The 20966-nt window shown below is 65.1% G+C and carries 16 protein-coding genes; 5 read left to right on the top strand and 11 right to left on the bottom strand.

The genetic code is table 11. The features are described 5' to 3' along the window. Positions 1 to 16: 16 nt before the first annotated feature. Both ACFQS4_RS07010 and ACFQS4_RS07005 read right to left on the bottom strand, forming a co-directional pair. A complete protein-coding gene (locus ACFQS4_RS07010) occupies positions 17 to 379 on the bottom strand; it encodes a hypothetical protein (protein WP_497902930.1) in 363 nt (120 codons plus the stop codon). A 196-nt stretch (positions 380 to 575) separates the two neighbouring features. After that, the gene (locus ACFQS4_RS07005; protein WP_497902929.1) at positions 576 to 833 is read right to left on the bottom strand and encodes a hypothetical protein; all 258 of its coding nucleotides are present in this window, start codon (positions 831 to 833) and stop codon (positions 576 to 578) included. A 144-nt stretch (positions 834 to 977) separates the two neighbouring features. On the opposite strand from ACFQS4_RS07005, the gene ACFQS4_RS07000 reads away from it, so the two are divergent. Both ACFQS4_RS07000 and ACFQS4_RS06995 read left to right on the top strand, forming a co-directional pair. Next, the gene (locus ACFQS4_RS07000; RefSeq protein ID WP_497902928.1) at positions 978 to 2900 is read left to right on the top strand and encodes an ATP-binding protein; all 1923 of its coding nucleotides are present in this window, start codon (positions 978 to 980) and stop codon (positions 2898 to 2900) included. Between the two features lie 125 nt (positions 2901 to 3025). Next, positions 3026 to 4168: a phosphotransferase family protein gene (locus ACFQS4_RS06995; RefSeq protein ID WP_497902927.1), complete on the top strand. Its 1143-nt coding sequence runs from the start codon at positions 3026 to 3028 to the stop codon at positions 4166 to 4168. A 121-nt stretch (positions 4169 to 4289) separates the two neighbouring features. Here the strand turns inward: ACFQS4_RS06995 and ACFQS4_RS06990 are convergent, their stop codons facing one another. The 7 genes from ACFQS4_RS06990 to metG all read right to left on the bottom strand — a co-directional run bounded on the left by ACFQS4_RS06990 (position 4290) and on the right by metG (position 12623). Then, positions 4290 to 5999 carry a spermidine synthase gene (locus ACFQS4_RS06990; protein ID WP_497902926.1) on the bottom strand — a complete coding sequence of 570 codons (1710 nt, stop codon included), beginning with the start codon at positions 5997 to 5999 and terminating at the stop codon, positions 4290 to 4292. A 53-nt stretch (positions 6000 to 6052) separates the two neighbouring features. Then, positions 6053 to 7228, bottom strand: coding sequence for a hypothetical protein (locus ACFQS4_RS06985; protein WP_497902925.1), 1176 nt, complete (start codon positions 7226 to 7228; stop codon positions 6053 to 6055). Between the two features lie 30 nt (positions 7229 to 7258). Next, positions 7259 to 7960: a hypothetical protein gene (locus tag ACFQS4_RS06980; protein WP_497902924.1), complete on the bottom strand. Its 702-nt coding sequence runs from the start codon at positions 7958 to 7960 to the stop codon at positions 7259 to 7261. Positions 7961 to 8066: 106 nt separating this feature from the next. Next, positions 8067 to 8525 (bottom strand): hypothetical protein, encoded by a 459-nt coding sequence (locus ACFQS4_RS06975; protein WP_497902923.1) that lies wholly within the window; start codon positions 8523 to 8525, stop codon positions 8067 to 8069. After that, positions 8522 to 9619 carry a hypothetical protein gene (locus ACFQS4_RS06970; RefSeq protein WP_500192668.1) on the bottom strand — a complete coding sequence of 366 codons (1098 nt, stop codon included), beginning with the start codon at positions 9617 to 9619 and terminating at the stop codon, positions 8522 to 8524. The genes ACFQS4_RS06975 and ACFQS4_RS06970 overlap by 4 nt, the downstream gene beginning before the upstream one ends. Positions 9620 to 9826: 207 nt before the next feature. Beyond that, entirely contained in the window at positions 9827 to 10279 is a 453-nt protein-coding gene (locus ACFQS4_RS06965; RefSeq protein ID WP_497902921.1) for a response regulator, read from the bottom strand. A 184-nt stretch (positions 10280 to 10463) separates the two neighbouring features. Further along, positions 10464 to 12623 carry a methionine--tRNA ligase gene (gene metG / locus ACFQS4_RS06960; RefSeq protein WP_497902920.1) on the bottom strand — a complete coding sequence of 720 codons (2160 nt, stop codon included), beginning with the start codon at positions 12621 to 12623 and terminating at the stop codon, positions 10464 to 10466. 300 nt (positions 12624 to 12923) lie between these two features. On the opposite strand from metG, the gene ACFQS4_RS06955 reads away from it, so the two are divergent. Next, positions 12924 to 14255, top strand: a complete 1332-nt coding sequence (locus ACFQS4_RS06955; RefSeq protein ID WP_497902918.1) for a sodium-dependent transporter — start codon at positions 12924 to 12926, stop codon at positions 14253 to 14255. Positions 14256 to 14345: 90 nt separating this feature from the next. On the opposite strand, the gene ACFQS4_RS06950 is transcribed toward ACFQS4_RS06955, so the two are convergent. Both ACFQS4_RS06950 and mfnA read right to left on the bottom strand, forming a co-directional pair. Continuing rightward, complete coding sequence (locus ACFQS4_RS06950) at positions 14346 to 15731, bottom strand: MATE family efflux transporter (RefSeq protein WP_497902917.1); 1386 nt, start codon at positions 15729 to 15731, stop codon at positions 14346 to 14348. 206 nt (positions 15732 to 15937) lie between these two features. Next, positions 15938 to 17023, bottom strand: a complete 1086-nt coding sequence (gene mfnA, locus ACFQS4_RS06945) for a tyrosine decarboxylase MfnA (RefSeq protein WP_497902916.1) — start codon at positions 17021 to 17023, stop codon at positions 15938 to 15940. Between the two features lie 419 nt (positions 17024 to 17442). Here mfnA and ACFQS4_RS06940 point away from each other — a divergent pair, with 419 nt between their 5' ends. Together ACFQS4_RS06940 and ACFQS4_RS06935 are read left to right on the top strand one after the other, a co-directional pair. Continuing rightward, positions 17443 to 18393, top strand: coding sequence for a hypothetical protein (locus tag ACFQS4_RS06940; protein ID WP_497902915.1), 951 nt, complete (start codon positions 17443 to 17445; stop codon positions 18391 to 18393). A gap of 454 nt (positions 18394 to 18847) precedes the next feature. Then, positions 18848 to 20923 carry a right-handed parallel beta-helix repeat-containing protein gene (locus tag ACFQS4_RS06935; protein WP_497902914.1) on the top strand — a complete coding sequence of 692 codons (2076 nt, stop codon included), beginning with the start codon at positions 18848 to 18850 and terminating at the stop codon, positions 20921 to 20923. Positions 20924 to 20966 lie beyond the last annotated feature (43 nt).

Below are 20966 nucleotides of genomic sequence, written 5' to 3'. Positions count from 1 at the left end.
ACCGCTTCCGCTCACTCTACGCTCGAGGCGCCACCTGCAAGTCGACCTCCTCCTCGGCGTCCGTCTCGAGGTCGGCCTCGGTCTCGAGTTCGACCTCGACGGTTGCCACCTCCTGGACGGTCACGCCGACACCCTCGTTCAACTCACGTCTCACGACGGCCAGGTCCTCGCCCCGGTCGCCCACGAGGACGAGTCGGGTTTCGAGCGTGACGGTCGTGTCGTTCAGGCCGGGCTCGAGGCCGCGGACGGTCGCGTCGTCGACGCGCTCGACGGCCGCGACTCGTTCGACGATTCGTGCGCCTGCGGTGACGAGGTCGCCGGTCGCGTTCACGGGAACGCGCACGGCGAGTTTCGCCACGACGGTCTGGTATCGTGCCATAGTCCCCCGCCGAGAGTCGAACTCGGGGGCGGTCGCACGTGCCCGGGAATCGGGAACGCTGACGACCGCGCGGTGTCCACCACCGGGGGAAACCGCGCGGTCCAGGCTCGCCGGCAGAACGGATGGGATCGACGGACCGACCTCGAGCGATAGTGGGTCGGCAACGCGTACAAACCGTCCGGCCGGGAGAATGGACCTACGCGGCGCGGACGGAGATTCCGTCGAGATTCGACGAAATCGGGGTCGGGTGACCGAGTGCCCGTCCACGACCCTTCAGTCCGGCAACGCCGGAAGTCCTGGCGACGCCATAGCGTCCGGAGACGCTGGTGACGTCCCAGCCAGCGACGTCGACACACCGACCGGCAGTGCCGGTGACGGTGTCGACGTCGGTGGCGACGCCCGCGTTGCCACTCATCGGGGCGAACGCGGGAATCGGGTGGGTCGTGGTGGTCATGGTCGGTCGCGATCTGTGACGATCGGCTACCCTACACATCTGGGGGGAGTGACATAATCGTTTCCCAGGGTTGTCAAGCGTTCACACTCGTCGGACGCGGCGAGTGTCACGCGAGGCGAACCTTCAAGGGAACCCGAGGGCAGTGTGAACTATGCAGCGTTCGCGCAGGCGAGACGAGGTGAGGAGACGGTGAGCGAGACGCGGGAGGTGACGGTCGGCGAAGCGGCCGACGGCACCGACGTGACGCTCCCTGTCGTCGAGTTGCTGACCGGTCGCGGGTTCGTCACCGGAAAGTCCGGATCGGGGAAGTCCAATACGGCATCGGTGATCGCCGAGGAACTCCTCGAGGCCGGCTTTCCGCTCCTGATCGTCGACACCGACGGCGAGTACTACGGACTGAAAGAGGAGTACGAGATGCTCCACGCGGGCGCTGACGAGGAGTGTGACATCCAGATCGGGCCCGAACACGCCGAGCAGATGGCCTCGCTGGCGCTCGAAGAGAACGTCCCCGTCATCCTCGACGTCTCGGGCTACCTGGACGAGGAGGAGGCCGACGAACTCCTGCGAGAGACCGCCCGACAGCTGTTCGTCAAGGAGAAGAAACTGAAAAAGCCGTTCCTGCTGGTGGTCGAGGAGGTCCACGAGTACATCCCCGAGGGCGGCGGTCTCGGCGAGACCGGCCGACTGCTGATCAAGATCGGCAAGCGCGGGCGCAAGCACGGGCTGGGCATCCTGGGGATCAGCCAGCGCCCCGCCGACGTCAAGAAGGACTTCATCACGCAGGCAAACTGGCTCGTCTGGCACCGGCTCACCTGGGAGAACGACACCAACGTCGTCGGACGGATCATCGATTCGAAGTACGCCGAACTGGTCTCCGAGCTCGACGACGGCCAGGCGTTCATCCAGACCGACTGGATGGACGCAGGCGTCCGCAAGATCCAGTTCCGACGCAAGCGCACCTTCGACGCCGGGGCGACACCCGGCCTGGACGACTTCGAGCGGCCCGAACTCAAGTCCGTCTCCGACGCGCTCGTCGACGACCTCCAGACCATCTCCGAGCGCAAGGATCGCGAAGAGGACCGCATCGACGAACTCGAGAAGCGCCTCGACAGGAAAGATTCCAGAATCGAGACCCTCGAGGACGAACTCTCTTCGGCGCGTGACGTCTCCGAGGCCGCCCGGCAGATGGCCGACGCGCTCTCCCAGGCCGAACCCGTCCAGACGACGTTTCCGGAGACGGGCGGCGACATGCGCCGACTGCACGACGAACTGGTCGACCTCGAGGAACGAATCGAGGAACTCGAGGCCGAGCGCGAGGAACTCGAGGAGGAGAACGACGACCTCCGCGAGCGACTCGAGTCACGCGAGCGGGAACTCGAGAACCGAGACGACGACCTCGAGTGTCTCGAGGCCGAGAACGAGGAACTTCGCGAGCGCTGTCGCGAACTCGAGTTGTGGCTCGAGCCCGCGGATTCGGGTGACGAAGGGATAGTAGACGGCGGCGACGGAGCGGCGGCCGACGGTGGCGGGAACGCGGACGGGAACGGAAACGCGAACGAGAAGGCGGAATCGGAGGCGGCGGAGAGCGAAGAGACGCCGATTCTTCACGCCGACGGCGACGATCTCACGTTCGGCTACACGCCCGTCGACGACGCGAGCGAGGACGACATCCTCGAGACCGGCGCGGCGGACGACCCCGCGACGGGACCGATCGACCTCGACATGATAGTCCCCGATGAACGCGACACCATCGAGGACCTGCTGGCCCTCGAGGAGATTTCGACCCGCGTCACGGCGGCCTGTGACGACTCCCGGTGTGACGAACCGACTGCCCGACGCGTCATCGAGACGGTCGCCATCGACGGGCCGCTCTCGACGACCGCGACGGCGGAGTCGGTCGGCCGCTCGCCCGTCGCCGTCCAGAGCCTCCTCTCGGAGCTTCGAACCCGCGACGTCGTCGACCGCCGGGCGGACGGCACCTACGCCCTCGAGCCAGGACTGCTCGACGCGCTCGACAGGGAGACTGCGGTCGACAGAGAGTCCGCACTCGAGGCGGACGCCGAGTGAGCGGCGTCGTCGACTGGTCCAGCGGTTGCGGCGCGTATATGACTATAGAAAGTATAGTGCAGAGTGCTCGAGAATCACAACCACACAGCCGGGAGTGTTTTTAAATACCGGAGAGTGGTCGTCGTATGAACGACAGCGACGTGGACGCCGACGGCGACGGTGACGTGGACGCCAGCGACGACGTGAACCTCGACGTCGACCGCCTCGAATCCGTCCTCGCCGCCGAACTGGGAACGAGCGTGACCGGACTCGAGGTCGTCGACGACGGCCTCAATCTGATTCTCGAGGTGTTGAACGACGACGCCAGCGGCCCGTACGTGCTGCGAAAGCCGAACAAGTTGCGAGATGCGAGCTACATGAACGACCTGCGACGGGAGTACGCGGTGATGGAGCGGCTTCGCGAGACCTCGGTTCTCGCGCCAGTTCCCGTTCTGTACGGCGAAGACGAATCGATCTTCGGCGATCCGTTCTACCTGATGACTGCACTCGAGGGCGAACCGATTCCCCTCGGCGAGGACCTCCCCGAGCGCTTTCGGACGCCGCAGTCGCGAGAACGGGTGGCCGCGCGACTCGTCGAGACGCTCGCCGATATCCACGCGGTCGACCCTGAGCCGTTCGCGGACGTCTGTCACCGGCTGACGCCGCGGGCCCGCGTCGACCGCGCCGTAGAACGACTCGAGGAGACGGTCCAGGTGACGGGTCACGAGGTTCCGACGCTCCGGTCAGTTGCCGAGTGGCTCCAGGAACACGCGCCGACGGAGACGAGGACGACGCTCGTCCACGGCGACTTCAGACCGGGGAACGTGCTCTTCGCTGGCACAGACCGACCCGAAATTACCGGCGTCCTCGACTGGGAAACGGCCGCGCTCGACGACCCGCTGGTCGACCTGGGCTACCTGCTGCTCCGGTGGCGAGACGCGAACGACTGGCGACCGTCGCTCGAGGCGCTCGAGGCGCGACACGGGGACGAACACGAGCACGCCCTCCGGCAGTTGCGGGAGCAAAACGAGCGCGGCCTCAGCCCGTTCACGGCGAAACCCGGCAGTCCCAGTCGGCGGGACCTGGTCGCTCGCTACGAGGCGGCGACGGGGTTCGAGTTCGAACACAAGCGGTTCTACCGTGCACTGGCAGCGTTCTCGCTCGCGGTCGTGTGGGAGGACCTCCATCGCGACCGACTCGAGGCCGGGGATGCGTCGGATTGGGAGCCATACGTCGAGTACGCGTCGCTGATCGCGGACGGTATCGTCGGCGGCGAGTTCCCGCTGTAGCGACGCCGACGAGTTCGAATTCTCGAGAACGCGCTGGTGTCGCGGGCTTTCGGATAGTGGTTACTGGTTCGAATGTGGTCGCGATGGCGGTCTCGACCGCGAATATGGCCGTATCGATCGATCACGACGCTCGCGCGAGCGGCGCCAGACTCGAGGTGTTTCCGCCAGTATCGCCTTCGCTCGAGTTCGTGCCGTCAGTGGCGTTCGTTTCGTCGGCGTCGTCACCCGGGCCCGAACCCGAACCCGAACCCGAACCCGAACCCGAACCCGTCCCGGACGCCCCGTCGTCGGCCGTCTCCTCGATCACGTACTGTTGGCCGAGCATCGGGTCGAGCAACTCGTTGACCGCCGCCCGGTCGTCGGTGAGCACCGGCACGTCGTCGGTGTTCGGTTCGGCCATGTAATTCTCGATCTCCCCGGAGAGATCGATCGGAAGGTCGGTGTTCCGGTTTCGCGCCTGGAGGTCGGCTTCCGAGTAGCGCGTGGCGTTCTTGGTCGCGACAACCTGGATGTTCTGGACTGCTCCGGTATCGGACGTACGGAAGCTGTACACCTGTGGGAAGACCTCGTCCATGGTCGCGTACTCGGCGCGATAGAACTGCGAGGCCGGGCCGCTGGGCGCAGAGATGACGTTCGAGATGAGGACGCCGTTCTCGCTCAGGTGCTCGTCGACCAGTTGCATGAACTCTACCGTCGTCAATTCGAAGGGCACCTGGTCGCGCTTGAACGCGTCCAGGACGATCAGGTCGTAGGTCTCGTCGCTGTTCTGGAGGAACGATCGCCCGTCGACGGTGTGTGCCTGGAGGTCCGCTGACTGCTCGAGGCCGAAGTAGGTCTCGGCAGTGGCGGTCACCTCCTCGTCTATTTCGACGACGTCTATTTCGACGTCGTACTGGCGCTCGAAGTCCTGTGGTCCGGTGTAGCCACCACCACCGATGAACAACACCCGGTCGACCGACTCGGGGCTCTCGGCCATGAGCATCGGCAAGTGAAAGTACCGCGTGTACTCGAAGACGTGCCGGTCGGGATCGTTCAGATCCCGCGCGCTGTGGCGCGTGTCGTCGAGGTACAGCGTTCGGACGTCGCCGTTGTCTACCACCTCGAGTTGCTGGTGGGCAGTCTGGGTCTGGTAGACGACGTCGCCACGGGGGTCGAGGCCGATGGAGCTACTGGTGGCGGCACCGGCCAGCAGAAGCGAGACGACGGTGACGATGGCGAGCGTCCGCCTCGACGGCCGCGGGAGCGACACGACGACGGCTGTTCCGACGAGCACGAACCCGAAGAAGAGGCTAATCTGCGTGATCGACAGCGACGGGATGAGCATGTACGTCGTCACGCCGGAGCCGACGATGCTCCCGATGGTCCCGAGCGCGTAGATGTGTCCGGAGGCCTCGCCGATCCCCTCCTTGGCCGACAGTTCCGCCGCGTAGGGGCTGATGAACCCGAGGAGGTACGTCGGCGGCCCGAAGAGGATGATGATCGACGGGAGCGAGGCGTACCGCGGCGAGAGCGGGATGGCTGCCGTCGCGTACAGCAGCATGTCGCTCGTGTAAATGATGATCGCGATGTAGATCGCCGTGGCGAACAACAACCACCGCATCTGGCTGTTCGAGGCTCGCTCCGCCGCTCGCCCGCCCTGCCAGTAGCCCAGACTCAGTCCAGCCAGAAAGACCGTCAACAGACCGCCGACCGTGTAAATGTGACTCCCGAACTGCGGTGCGACGATGCGCAGCGCGAGAATCTCGAGACCCATACTGACGACGCCGGAGACGAAGACGGCGAGTTCGGGTTTCGAGAACTTCGTCGACTCGAGCGCCCGTGAAACGTCCATTAGCCGCCCAAAGTGGGTCCACCGACGTGTACCTGTTGGATCGATCGACGGCCTCAGTTTCGTTTCGGCATCGTCGAGTGACGGGTCGTCGCGTTCATGTCCGCTCGTTTCGAGGGCGATCGGGCGACAGTCGAGTACATCGTCCCGCGCCTGCGGCCGCTGCTCGAGCCGCCGAAGGGGCCGCCGTCGTCTCCGGTGCTCAGGAGGCCGTCGTCTTCTTTGTCTTCTTCGGCCTCGTCTCCTTCATCGCCGTCCTCCTCGTCGGTATCGTCTCCATTCGCCTCCTCGTCCTCAGGATCTGCTTCGTCCTCGGCATCCGCCTCCTCGTCGTCACCGAGACCCGCCGCCTCGAGCCCCGCTTTCAGGGATTCGACTTCGTCACCGAACCCGCCGACTGCATCCTTGAGGGCTGACGAAATGGAGTCCTCGAGGTCGCCGTCGTCGTCAGTTTCGTCGGCCTCCTCTGTTTCGTCGCTGTCAGTCTCATCGGTGGCTTCCACTGGTTCGCTATCGGACTCCGACGTGGATTCCTCGCTCTCGTCCGTCTCGTCTTCGTCCTTCTGGTCCGCTTCGCCTTCCTCGTCCATCTCGTCTTCGCCCTTCTCCTCATCCACCTCGTCTTCGTCCGACTCGTCCTCGTCCGTCTCGTCTCCAGCCGCTTCACCACCCTCCTCGTCGGGTTCCTCGGCATCCTCGCTCGCATCGGTGTCGGCCTCGCTGGCCTCATCGTCACCTGTTTCGACCGCGACGCTCTTCGTGAGGAGGCCGTACAGATCCAGCACCGTCTCCTCGAGCGAGTTCGCGTCGTCCAGGTCGGGATCTGAATCTGAATCGGGATCAGCGAGCGAGGCCAACCGCTGGAGAGCCCGCAGCGTGGCGACCTGGCCGGGGTCGCCGTTCGCGATCGCCTCGGGAAGCGACGACGGCGTAGACCCGTCGGGAAGGGTATCCAGGCCGACGCGCTCGAGCAGCGACTGGACGTCACCCTCCTCGACGAGTTCGTGTGCTTCCTCCGCGAGCGACGGCAGGTCGGTAGACGAAATCGGCTCCGGAAGGCTATCCTGGGCGCCGCCTTCGAGGTCGGCGGTCAGTTCGAGTGGTCGCCCCTCGTCACCGCCGTCACCGCCCGCATCGCTTTCGTCCTCCGCCTCGCGAATGCCGAGGTCGTCGAGCGCCGCTCGAGTGTCGGTCAACAGTGTCGTGATTCGGTCGTCCGTTTCTGTAGTCATAGGTGGAACTCACCTCGCTGGTCGTGCTAATCAGGACTCCTCGTCGATTACAGCATCGACGATCTGCTCGCGCATCTCATCGCCCTTGAGGTTCGCCTTCACGCCGACGTCCTTCGCGACCGACTGGAGGTCCCGGTAGGAGAGCATCTCCAGGACGTCCTCGAGGGTTTCCCGGCGCAAGTCCTCGAGTGTGTCGAGGGAGGGAGGGCCGTTCTCGACGATCGCTTCGGTGTCCGTTTCGGCCTCGCCGCCCTCGTCCGATTCCGTTTCTTCTTCTTCGTCCGAATCGGTGGATCCTTCCTCGGCCGTAGAGTCGTCGGTCTCGTCACCCATCCCCTCGTCGGACTCGTCGAGTTCGTCACCGGCCTCGTCCGCGACTCCCACGTCGCCTCCCGCTTCGCCGGCGGCGACCCGCTCGGCCAACCCCTCCTGGCCGAACTCCTCGAGCCAGGCGGCGATCGCGTTCCGGAGCGACACGACGAGTTCCTCGAGGAACGTACGGAGACTCAGGCCCTCCTCCATCGCGTCGGTAGCCGTCTCCTGGATCGCCCGGCCGAGGCGTTCGCCGATCGAGCGACCGAACTGCTCGCCGATCCGTGCGCCAGCGGCGGCGCCGATTTCGCCGGCCTCGACCTTGTCGCCGATACCGTCTCCGTTAATCACGGACTCAATGTCGACGTACTCGAGGGCTTCCTCGACGACGATATCCTGCAGTGTGGGGTCGTCGCTCATTCAGATCCCTCCGTGGACGGCTCGGCGACGGTCGATCCGCTTCTTTCGTCGTTCCACCTCGGGTGACAGTTTCCCTCGAATCGTTCGTTGAGCGCGGAAGGGGGCGTCACGACTCATCATTTTCGTCAGTGTCTTCGGCGTCATCCTCGTTACTCTCGCCGTCCTCACTGTCCTCGTTGTCTTCGCTACTTTCGCTGTCTTCTCCGCCCTCACTGTCCTCGTCTGACTCGCTGCCTTCGGAATCGTTCTCGCCGTTCTCACCGTCGGCCGCCTCGTCCGATTCGGCCTCGTCTTTCGCCGACTCGTCAGCGTCGTCCGTCTCCTCGGATTCCTCCTCGTCGCCCTCGAGGATCGAATCCACGATGACGTCACCGAGCAGTCGGCCAACCTCCTTGCCGACCGTCCGGCCGACCGTCGCACCGATGAGTCCGCCTAGCTCGGGCCCGATCGGTTCCTCCGAGTCGAACTCGTCCTCGAGGGAGGTGCCCTTGAGCAGCGATTCGAAGTCGATGCCGTCGATGATCTCGTCCACGTCGACGCGTTGGGTCAGTGTGTCGTCGGTCATGCAGTTGCCTCCGCTTCCTGGTCCTGCTCCTGATCCGGACTCTCCTCTTCACTATCCGATTCCTCGGCGCTCTCGTCGCCGTCGCCTTCCGACGCGGCTTCCATCCGTTCGATCACCTGCTCGAGGACCGACCGGACGATCGTCGCGAGTACCTGCTCGATCGGCAGCGAGGAGATGGCTCGCTCGAGCGGGTTGCGAAGGGTGTCGACGATCGAACGGCCGAGGCCGCGGAACCAGTCGGCGATCGAGGAGAGGATGCCGCCCTCGCTTTCCTCGCCGTCCTCGGCTTCCTCGTCTTCGTCGCCGTCACTCTCGCCCGAACCGATTCCGGGCAGGAGTCCGCCGAGTCGGTCCCGCAATCCGCCGAGGAGACCGGTCGCGGCGCTCTTGAGCCCACCGGGGATCTTCCCGAGCGCGTTCGAGATGCTCTCGAGCGGCGACCCCAGGCTATCGAGGAGGCCGGTTACCGACGACAACAGGTTACCGAGCAGGTTGTTGTCGCCCGGTCGGGCCGAGACGTCGAGGGTCACTTCGTTCAGGTTCACCTCGAGCCCGAGGACGTCCAGAAAGAGGCCGTCCAGGTCGAGGTGAGCGACGCCGGTGGCGTCCTCGCTCTCGTAGACCTCCTCGGCGTCGCGGTCGTGTTCTTCGCCGGGTTCCTCGCTCTCGTCTTCTGCTTCTTCCTCTGCCTCTTCTTCTTCGTCTGCCTCGCCGCCGTCCTCGCTCTCGTCGTCACCCTCGTCCGCTTCGTCGCCTTCACCGTCACCGTTCTCGGACGCTTCGTCGTCGTCAGCCGATCCGTCCTGATCTTCCGAGTCGTCGGGTTCTCCGTCGTCAGTTGCTTCGTCGGCGCTTTCGGACTCGTCCGCTGCATCACTCGAGTCCTCGCCGTCCTCGGCGTTCGCGTCTTCGTCGTCGGAATCGGAAGAGTCGTCTGTCTCTGCCTCTGCTTCGCCGCCGTCCGGCAGGAGCGTCCTGGGCTCGTCGCCCTCCTCGGCGACGGTGACGGCCGACGGATCACGGCCGACGTCACCCCTCGAGGTCTCGCGCTCGGCGGACGGCCTGTCGTCTCCACTGTGTTTCTGGGCGACCATGATAGTATCCGTGAGGATATACAATGATCTCGCCCGTGTCGTTTGGCCTTGCGTGTGCTATCCGCCGACGAACGACGAACGTTGAAGACAAGCAACGAGGACGTGCGTCGAGAACGAGGACATGCGATGAACGATGAGCGACGAGCGGTGGACGGAACCTCGAGTGTCGAAGCATCCGGCAGCGACACCTGGAGAGCGACCTCGGCCCTAGTTGGTCGGTTCCTGCACGATCGCGAACCAGAAATCCTCGATCGACCGGACGAACTGGAAGAAGTCGTCCGGGGTAACCGGTTTCTGGATGTAGTGATCTGCGTCGACGTCCTGGGACTTGACGATGTCCTCTTCGGCGTCCGACCCCGTGAGGACGACGACCGGAATCTCGGCGAGCGCCGGCTCGTCGTTCAGTTCCGAGAGGATCTCCATCCCGCTTTTTCCCGGCAACTGCGGCTCGAGCAAGACGAGGTCCGGACAGGCGTTCGATTCGTACTCGCCGCGTCCATGGAGAAAGTCGAGCGCGTCTTCGCCGTTGGTCACCGTGTACAGACGGTTCGCGAGTTTCGCCTCGTGCAGCGATTCCGTGAAGAGTCGCGTATCGCCCGGGTTCGGTTCGACCAGCAGGATCGTGATTGGCTCCTCCGTCCCCGCTTCCTTCGCACTCATTGCGGAGGGTAAACGTCGAGACGGTATAACCGCCTCGTTACTCGAGTGCGTCCACTCGATTCTGGTCTCAACCCGCTGAACTGGTTCAGCCGGCACCCGATTCTGGCGTCAGCACGTCGTTACTCCTGAATCCGGCGAAAAGACAATCCCTCAGGTCGGGTCGGTTCCCCTCGAGTCGGCGGCGCTATCGAATCTTCTCGCCGAGGCCGGCGTCGCCGTGGGTCGTCAACAGGTCTGCCTCCTCGCCCGCCGCGAGGATCATGCCGTTCGACTCGACGCCGAACAGTTCGGCGGGTTCCATGTTCGCCAGCAGGACGCACTTCGTCCCCGGCAGCGACTCGAGGTCGTGGAGTCGCTTGATTCCGGCGACGACCTGGCGGGTCTCGAAGCCAATGTCGACCTCGAGGCGAGCCAGGTCGTCAGCGCCCTCGATGCCCTCGGCGGCCTCGATTTGGCCGACGCGAATGTCCAGCTCCTGGAAGTCCTCGAAGCCGATTCGGTCCTCGAGCAGGGGCTCGAGGTCGCTGGTGTCAGAGTCGGCGTCCGCTTCCGTGACGTCTGCGTCGCTCATGTCGCCACCCTCGCACTCGTCGGGTTCGTCACTTTCGGTTTCGGTTTTGGGTTCCTGGCCCTCGTCCGCATCCGCGTCTTCAGCGGCCGCCGCAATCTTCTCCTCGAGCTTCGCCTCGAGTTCGTCGACGCCCTCGTCCTCGATCTTCTCGAAGAGTTCGCCGGGTTCCCCGAAGGTCCGCGGCGGCGCCTCGAGGGCGTCCTCGAGGTGGGTGTCCGCGACGGCGCCGTCCTCGCCGAGTTGCTCCCAGAGGGCCTGGGCCTTGCCGGGGGCGATCGGCTCAAGCAGGACGCCGACGGCCTTCGCGACCTGGACGCAGTCGCGGATGACCTGGGCCTGTTCGGGGTCGCCGTCCTCGAGCTTCCAGGGCTCGTTGCGCTGGATGTACTCGTTGCCGAACTGGGCGAGGCGGGTCGCGGCGAGGCCGACGTTGCGGAGGGAGTAGTCGTTGACCGCCTCGCGGAACTCGCCGATGGCGCCCTCGATGCGTTCCCGGACCTCATCTGAAACGGCTGCGTCGGGCGTCCCCTCGAAATTCCGCTGGGCGAACAGCAGCGAGCGGTACCAGAAGTTGCCGATCGTCCCGACGAGCTCGCCGTTGACCTTCTCCTGGAACGCCGTCCAGGTGAAGTCGATGTCCTGCTGGAGGCCGCCGGTCGTCGTCAGGTAGTACCGCAGGAGGTCTGGGTGGAATCCCTCCTCGAGGTACTCCCTGGCCCAGATGGCGCGATTCCGGCTGGTGGAGAGCCCCTTGCCGTCGATGGTGATGAAGCCCGTCGCGGCCACCGCTCGGGGGGCGTTGTAGCCCGCGCCCTCGAGCATCGCCGGCCAGAAGACGGTGTGGTGCTGGATGATGTCTCGACCGATGACGTGGACGATTTCTCCATCGTCCTTCCACACACGCTCCCAGTCGTACTCGTCGCTCCCGACGCGTTCCGTGTACTGCTTCGTGCTCGAGATGTACTCGATCGGTGCGTCGACCCAGACGTAGAGGACGATGTCCTCGGCACCACCGTCGCCGATGTCGGTATCGGGATAGTCGATCCCCCACTCCATATCACGGGTGAGACACCAGTCCTGGAGCCCCTCCTCGATCCACTGGCGAGGCTGGTTGCGGGCGTTGTCGGTGCCCTCGAGGCCGTCCAGGAACTCTGTCAGGTAGTCGGCGAACTCCGAGACTCGGAAGAACTTGTGGGTTCGCTCGCGGTACTCCGCCGGGTTCCCCGTGCGGACGCTCGTCGGGTTCTCGATTTCGCCCGGCTCGAGGTGGCGCTGACAGCCCTCGTCGCACTCGTCGCCGCGGGCCTTCGCGCCGCAGTAGGGACAGGTGCCCTCGACGTAGCGGTCGGGCAGATAGTCGTCGGCTTTCGGGTCGTACGCGACGAGCACCTCGTCCTCGTAGACGTACCCCTCCTCGTCCAAGGTGCGGACGATTTCCTGGGTGAGTTCGACATTCGTCTCGTCGTGGGTGTGGCCGTAGTTGTCGAAGTCGACGTCGAACTTCGGGAACGTCTCCAGGTACCGTTCGTGAAATCGCAGGGCGAACTCTTCGGGGTCGACGCCCTCCTTCTCGGCGGTGACGGCGATCGGCGTGCCGTGCATGTCCGAACCGCTGACGTAGGCTGTCTCCTGACCCAGCGTCTCGAGGGCGCGGTTGAACGCGTCGGCGCCAATGTAGCCTCGGAGGTGACCGATGTGAAGGTTGCCGTTGGCGTAGGGCAACCCGCAGGTCACCACCGCGGGGCGGTCCGTCGGGAAGTCGTCGTGGCTCATACTCGTCACCACTCGCCCGCGGGCGTAAAACCCGCCGGTTTTCGCCGCGTGGAGTGGGCAATTCCTGCCGGCTCGAGGGCGTCGAGACGGTCCATGCCAGGCGACGGACCGTTCTCGAGTCTCGTCGCGGACCGAGGCTGCTCGAGGATCGATGCCGAAATTCCCGACGATCCCGTCGTCGGTGGGAGGCTGTCCACCTCAACCAGACCCACTCGTCAAACAACAATAAATAATTAATCGACAGACTGCGTCGATGGGAGTTCAATAGGTATTTAATCAATTACCTGGAAACGCACACCCATGGTACGTGATACCTGGGCAACGCGGACGGGGTTCATCCTCGCCGCTGTCGGTAGCGCAGTGGGACTTGGAAACATCTGGCGGTTCCCCTTCCTGACTGGTGAGTCGGGTGGCGCCGTGTTCGTCGTCGTTTACCTGGCTCTCGTCGCGCTCATCGGCCTCCCGGTGATGCTCGTTGAGTTCGTCATCGGGCGACGGTCGGAACGGAATCCGGTCGGCGCGTTCAGACGCCTCGGCCACCCGTCCTGGAAGTTCGCGGGAGCCATCGGCGCGTTAGCGGGCTTCATCATCCTCTCGTACTACAGCGTCGTCGGCGGGTGGGTGCTCCAGTACATCGTGGCCAGCTTTTCGGGCGGGTACACCGGCGACACGGGAGCGTTCTTCGTGCAGACGGCGTCCGGCACGAATGCCATAATCTACCACGCTATCTTCATGGCGCTCGTCGCCGGCATCGTCTCGCTGGGCGTTCGTGACGGCCTCGAGCGAGCGGCCAAATTGATGGTGCCGAGCGTCATCGTGCTCCTCGTGATCCTCGCGGTCTACGCCGCCACGCTACCCGACACCGGCCCGGGGTACGAGTTTTACCTCTCGCCGAACGTCGACACGTTCGCCTCCGATGCCGTGAACATTCTACCCGCCGCGGCCGGACAGGCGTTCTTCACGCTGTCACTCGGGATGGGTGTCATGATCACCTACTCCTCCTATCTCGGCGAAGATCGAAATCTGCTCAACGACTCGCTCATCATCGTTGCCATCGACACGTTCATCGCGATCCTGGCGGGGCTGGTCACCTTCCCGTTCCTCGCCTCTCAGGGCCAGGATCTGGTGCAAGACGGCGGCGGGGCTGGCGCCGTCTTCATCAGTCTCGCGGCCGCGTTCGAGACCATGCCCGCCGGCCATCTCGTGGGCGGTGTCTTCTTCATCATGCTGGCGGTCGCCGCGCTCACCAGCGCGTTCAGCATCCTCGAGATGGTGGTCTCGTTCGTGGTCGATACCTTCGACATCGCACGTCTCCCGGCGACGCTGGGGCTGGCGGCGATCATCTTCGTCATCGGCCTGCCAACGGCGATGGACCTGAACTACCTCGACGCCTACGACAAATTTGCGAACAACATCTTGCTGATCGCTGGCGGACTCGTGCTCTCGCTATTCATCGGGTGGGTGTACGCCTCCGACGCCCTCGAGGAACTCGGCCAGGGGCGCGGCGGAAACGGTGGGTTCGACACCTACTGGATCAACGTCGTGAAGTACGTCGTGCCGATCGCCCTCCTCGTCACGCTGGCGCTCGCAATTCAGGAGTACGTCGAGTTCATCCAGGGAACGTTCTTCTGACGGTCGGAGACGACGTCGTTTTTCCAGCGTTCGGTTTGCACGGGATCCCTGGGCCGAGGCGCCGCCGATCAGTCGTTCGATTCTCTCCACTCAGTCGTCGCTGCCGCCGCTGGTCTCGGCCCGTTCGGCCATCATCGAGGCGGCGAGTCCGGTCCAGTCACCCCAGTGGAACCCGGCCAGGGCCACCGCTGCCCAGCAGACGTAACACAGGACAATGCCGACGTAGACGCCGAAGAGCCCGTACTCGAGGGTGACCCCTAGCAGGTACGACCCGCCGAGCATGAAGACGACCGTCCCGCTGAGGCGGGCGTAGAACGGCGTCCGGGTGTCGCCAGCCCCGCGCAGGGAGCCAGCGATGGGAAAGAAGATCCCGAAGAACAGCATCGAGACGGCGAACACGCGCGTGAACTCGACGGCGTAGCTCGCGGTTAGCGGATCGCGCGTGAACACCCACACGAGCGGTCGTGCGGCTGCGAACAGCAGGACGCCCGAGATGCCGAGGGTCACGATCCCGAGGGCCAGAATCGACCGGGCGGCGTGACGCGCCGCTGCGGGCTCGCCCTCGCCGAGCGTCTGGCCGACGATGATGCTCGAGACGGTCGAACTCGAGCGATAGAGCGGGCCCGTAAATTGTTGATAGATGCGGCGACCGATGTGGTAGGCCGCGTTCGCCTCGGTGCCGAACAGGAGGATCAGGGCGTTGAACGGGAAGTTCGCGAGCGAGGTGCTCATCCCCTCGGCGACGTTCGGCAGGCTGACGGCGAATAGCTGGCGGGTAATGGTGAGGTCCCGCGGCCGAGCGAGCGAAACCGGTGTCCAGGGGCTCGCGATGGCCGCGACGACTGCGCCGGCCTCGACGGTTCGACTGGCCGCCGTGGCGACGGCCACGCCGACGATTCCCATGTCGGGGGCGACCCAGATACCGAGTCCGAGCGCGACCGTCAACACGACGTTGAGCCCGTTCGCCCCGCCGTTGACGATCATCGGCGTCCGCGTGTCGCCGGCGCCCTGTAGCGCGTTCGCCCCGACGAGCCCGACGATGCGCATCGGCGCGGCAGCGAAGACGATCGCCAGGTAGAGCCCGCCGAGACGCACGACCGCCGCCTCCGCCCCGAGCACGGCGATCAGCCAGTGGCTGGCGACCAGCCCGACGATGGCGAGGGGGACGCCACAGAGGGCGCCGATGAGCAGCGCCTGGGTAATCGCGCGGTCGCGCGTGCGTTCCGCGCCCCGGCCCGTGTCCTGGCTCGAGAGTGCGATGGCGCCGGTTCCGAGGCCGAGTCCGATCCGGAGGGGCAGTTGCCCGTAGAGGTCCGCGAGGCCGACCGCGGCGACTGCCGCGGGCGAAAACAGGCCGGTGACGATGACGTCGACGGTCCGCATCAGGGTCGTCAGCGTCTGCTGGACAGCGACGGGCCAGCCCAGGCGCAACGCTCGCCGCCAGACCTGCCGAACGCTCTCGTCGACTCGGAGCATCTACTTGACGAAGGGGACGTCGACGCTTAATTGCCCGCGGTCGTGGCGAAACGGTCGGTCGTCTCGTCCGGCGAGCGCCCCTCGAGCGAACAACCCTGTCTCCGCCGGAAAGCCGGAAACCAGTTCGACACGGGTGACTCGGGAGAGGGAGTGTCGTCGACAGGAGATCCCGGAAGACTGCGTGACGCGATACTCGAGCGGCCTTCTCAGTCGCAACTCGAGACCGGTACCGCCGCCTGCGACGTCAGTTCGGCCAGGTCCGCGAGGAACGCCTCGAGCATCGCTCGCGTTACGTGCGGCATACACACCACGCGCAGTTCGCCCGACCCGGTCCGAGAAATTCGCCAGCCTGCCTCGCGAAGCGCCTCGAACGTCGGCGTCGGGACGTCCGCCGCGATCAGCGGGAGCGTCGGCTCGACGACGTCATAGCCGAGTGCCTCGAGTTCGTCGGCCAGCCACTCGGCGTTCGCCTGCGAGCGCTCGTACTGGGCGGCGTACCCGCCGGGCCAGAGTTCCTCGAGCGCGGCGACCGTACTGGCGACGCCCGCCCCCGACCGCGTGCCGGTGAGCGTGGCCTGCGAGGTCGTCTCGAGGTAGGGCGTGTCGACGGCGAGTTCGTCGAGCAGGGTCTCGTCCTGGACGAGGAGGCCGCCTGCCGGGACGGCCGCCTGGCCCATCTTGTGCGGATCGATAGTCATCGTGTCCACGCTCGCGTGCGCGAAGTTCCACTCGTAGTCCGTGAAGGGGAGGACGAAGCCGCCCCAGGCGGCGTCGACGTGAAAGAGCGCGTCCACCTCTCGAGCGACCTCGCCGAGTTCCGGGATAGGATCGACGCGTCCGTACTCCGTCGATCCGGCGACCCCGACGATCAGGGCGGTCTCCTCGTCAATGGCCTGGCGAACGGCCTCGAGGTCGACGCGGTGGTCGTCCTCGGTCGGGACGACGCGGAGGTCGACCTCGAGCACGGTCGCGGCTTTCCGGAAACTGAAGTGGGCGGACTCGGGCATCACGACATTCGGACGGTCATCGTCGGCGCGCTCGCGAGCGATTCTGACGGCCTGAAGGTTCGCCTCGGTGCCGCCGCTGGCGACGTACCCCGACGCCTCGGCGAGTCCGGCGACGTCGCCGAGGCGCGAGACGGCCTCGCGCTCGAGTTCCGAAACCTGCGGATAGGTGCCGGGATCGCCGGGATTGGTCGCGAGAAAGCGGACGGCGGCCTCTCGAGCGACCGGGTGTGGCTCGGTGCACATAGAGGAGAGTACCCGATCGAACGACTGCGGCTCGGCTCGCATATGCCCAAGGAGGGGGAGGGCGGTTTAGTGATTGTTGTTCTTGTTCGCCCGTGCGGGAACGGACCGTATCGAGTGCGAGAAGTCCGCCAGCGGGTCACCGACAGTAGGAAGCGCCAAAACCGAGGCGTTCCCGACCGTTTCACCGAGGTAACCGTCGGGTAATTCTCGAGTACGCTCGAGCGGTTCGAACGGGAAGCGACGGTTTCGTCTCAACACTATCGACGCACACGACCCAAATCGGCGGTAACGAGCCATTATTCGCAGTCCAGTCCGATGGTCGGTTGTCTCTGAAACTCTTCAACCCACGAATAATCGTTCAAAAATACGTGGACGAACCCAACAGTTCGAAGTAAACTACATAAATTTAATGAGTGTGATAAGAAAAAGTTTATGTGCGAAAGGCCGGGTTACGCAAGTGCATGGCGCAGAAGTCCCCCACTACCGACGTTGAATCTTCGACTACCCTTCGAAACTCGCTGGTAAGCCGTCGTTCCTACGTTCGATCGATCGCGACGGCCGCGGTCGCAGCGGGCGTCTTCGGTGGCGTTGCTGACGCCGCGGCGGCAGAGAGCGACTACGAAACGGTGACCCTCGACCCCGGCGAAGACCACCAGGTCACCGTCGGAGATGGCGAGACGCTCGAGAACGTCCTGTTCGACTGTACGGCCGAGGGCGCGCGCGTGACCATCGCGGCCCACGCGACCGACTGGACGATCCGCAACGTCGGTATCAAGGGTGAGTTCGACGTCGGGTCTCCCGACGCAGCCTTCGGGATTTCCGACCAGGGTGGCAACACCTCGACCATAGAAAACGTGTACGTGGCCGACGGCGCGATTCACGGCTCGGAAGCTACCGACGAGACCGCCTTCTGGGTCTCCCCGGAACACAGCGGCCACATCGACTTCAAGAACGTCAACGTCCAGAACTTCCCGGACAACGGCATCTACGCCTCCGCGCCGGCCGGCAAGGGTGGCGGCACGATCCACATCGACAAGTGCTACGCCGCGAACAACTACGTGGCGAACTTCCGAATCGGCTCGGCGGGCAGCGCCGTCACGAACTCGAGCGTCCACGTCGACCGCGACGGCTACGGCGGCCGCGGCATCTGGGTGTGGGCGCCCGGCGATTGCGAGATCGACAACTGCCAGCTCGAGCTTGGCGGCCACAACTACGCGATCGACGCGGGCGCGAACGGGAGCGGGACGTCGGTGACGGTGACCGACACCGACTACAGCACGGACTTTCACGGCGGGGTCAACGAGACCGCCGGCTCGAGCGTCGACTTCGGCGACGGCGTTGGGAACGACCCCGAGCCGACGATTCCCGACGGCGTCCCCGAGACGGCCGAGGACGCGGCGAACGGGAACTGAGTCGCCCCGTTTTGCTGACGTAGCGACCGTAGCGGCCCTCCACGTCGCCAACGCGACTCTCATTCTGCGTTCCATCGCTCTGACGGCACCTGCCACTCCAGTGTCCCATTCGAGCGACGCGGAACTCGCTCGAACGCGCCGAAACCACCTCCGCGCTCGATAGGTCACTGGAACGACCCGTCGTAACCCAGGATTACACTCGAGGCGGCGCTCACTCGTTCATCGGTGGGCGAAGGTCACGGCAGCCAGTCTATCGCCTCGTTCGGCCGTCAAGACGCGTCTCGAGCAGTAAAATACAATTACTACCGTCCGTTGCGCCGTCGATCGTATAAACTATTGTGAGTAATCGTTCTTGCTTTCGAAAGGGTACGTTCCGATTCCTGTTATTCTCTGTAAATTCAATCGATTCTATCTACGGAAGATTTAAACCAGTATCCTCGCATTACCCGAACGCATGGCACGCGACTCTTCGGTACTGGACGACGATTCGGCTGCGGGACACGACGGGAACGTCCCGCGAGACGGTAATACCACGTTACTCGATCGACGAAGCTACCTCAAGCTCGCGTCCGCGAGCGCGGTGGCGGGTCCGGCACTCGCCGCCGCCACCGGCAACGCTGCGGCGGCCGACTACGACGTGGTCACGGTCCCCGCAGGACAACGTGAAGTAATCCGTGTCGAGTCGAACGAGACGCTCGAGAACACGCTCGTCGACGTCACCGCCGACGGGGCAACGGTCACTATCGCCGCCCACGGCACGAACTGGACGATCCGAAACGTAGGGATCGAGGGCCGCGTCACGAGCGAGAACGCCGCCTTCGGCGTCTCCGATCGTCAGGGTGGCACCTCCAGAATCGAGAACGTCTACCTGGGCGACGGCGCGACGGACGGCCACCGCCACGGCGTCGGTCTGTGGGTCGCCCCCCAGCACAGCGGCCACATCGAGATCGATCGGGTCAACATTTCGGAGATGGGCGACAACTCGTTTTACTGCTCCGCGCCGGGATACAACGGCGCCGGCGGAACGGTCGACATCTCGAACTGTTACTCCCGGGACTCCTGGGTATCGCACTTCCGACTCGGCGAGGGGACGGTCACGAACTGCACGGCCGTGAACACGGGCGCGCACAAAGACGGCCGCGGCATCTGGGCCTGGGCACCCGGCGACGTCGTCGTGGAAGACTGCAACCTCGCGATGAACGGCCGTCACTACTCCGTCGTCGTCGGCGCCAACGGCGGCTCCTCCACCGTTCGGATGGTGAACACGCAGTACGACACCGGCTACAGCGGGGGCTTCAGACGAGCAGGAGGCTCGATCGACCTCGAGTCGGGCAACGGCACGTCGCCCGAAGACGTCGTCCCCGAGGGCTGTCCCACTAGCGCGGAGGCGGCCGCGTCGGGAAACGCGAACAGCGGTGAGAGTCGGATCGAACGCGCGACCGACCAGCGCGACTCGGCGGAGCCGGCGGACCTCCCCAACGTCATCGTCTTCGACGGTCGCGACGCGTCCACGGCGACCACCGACTACGCGTTCACCGTGACCGGCGACCTCGAGTCGTCCACGGACGAGGGGGCGACGATCGACGAGGAATCGACGGTCGACGGATCGAGCGCCGAGGGCGTCGTCGCGAACTACCTCGACGCCTACCGCTTCGACGGCGAACTCGAGAGCCTCCAGCTCGACGGGGACGCCGCGGTTCGCGTCAACGGCGTCGAGATCGATCCCAGCGAGTTCGACGACAGTCTCGAGAACGTGCTCCTCGTCGAGGGCGCGGACGCGGACGTCACCCGCTACGAGTTCGTCGTCGACGGCGAGGTCGTCCCGTCGAATTACGAGGGGGCGACGATCGACGACGCCGACGCAATTACGGACGGTCACGTCCACGGAACCGTCGCGAACTGGAAGGACGCGTTCCGCTTCGACGGCGACCTCGAGCAGCTGACCGTCGACGGCCCCGGTGCCGTTTCCCTCAACGGCGAGGAAGTCGACCCCGGCGAGTACGGCGAGGACCTGCCGAACGTCCTCGAGATCGAGGGCACCGGCGAACCCGCGAGCTACGAGGTCACGGTCGAGGGAACGATCGCGTACGAAGGCAACGACGACGACGAGGTAACGGTCCGCTCGGGGACGACCGTCCAGAGTTCGATCCTCGACGGCACCCAGCGATACCGGTTCTCCGGCGCACTCACCGACGTGACCTTCACCGACGGTGCGGCGGCGGTTCGATTCAACGACGAGACGGTCGATCCCGACGAGACCGGCGACGACGAACTCCTCCCCCACGTGTTCGTCGTTGACGGGACGAACGCCGATGGTCCGTCGACGTACTCCCTCCAGGTGGACGGGTGCGTTCGCAAGGCCGACTATCGAAACGCCTCGGTCGACGAGGGCGACCTGCTCGAGGACCGTACCGTCCGCGGCGCCGTCGGCAACTGGCTCGACGCCTACTGGTTCGACGGCGACCTCGAGGACTTCACGCTACTCGGCGACGCCGAGGTCGACGTCGTCTACAACGCTCGGGACCAGTAAACCAGTTCGGCGATTCGGCGGTACCTCACGACGCGATGCGGAT

The sequence above is a fragment of the Saliphagus sp. GCM10025317 genome (genome assembly GCF_042663665.1).
Classification (GTDB): domain Archaea; phylum Halobacteriota; class Halobacteria; order Halobacteriales; family Natrialbaceae; genus Natronosalvus.
Note: the sequence above shows the minus strand (reverse complement) of the source record. Positions and strands in the feature narration are given on the sequence as shown.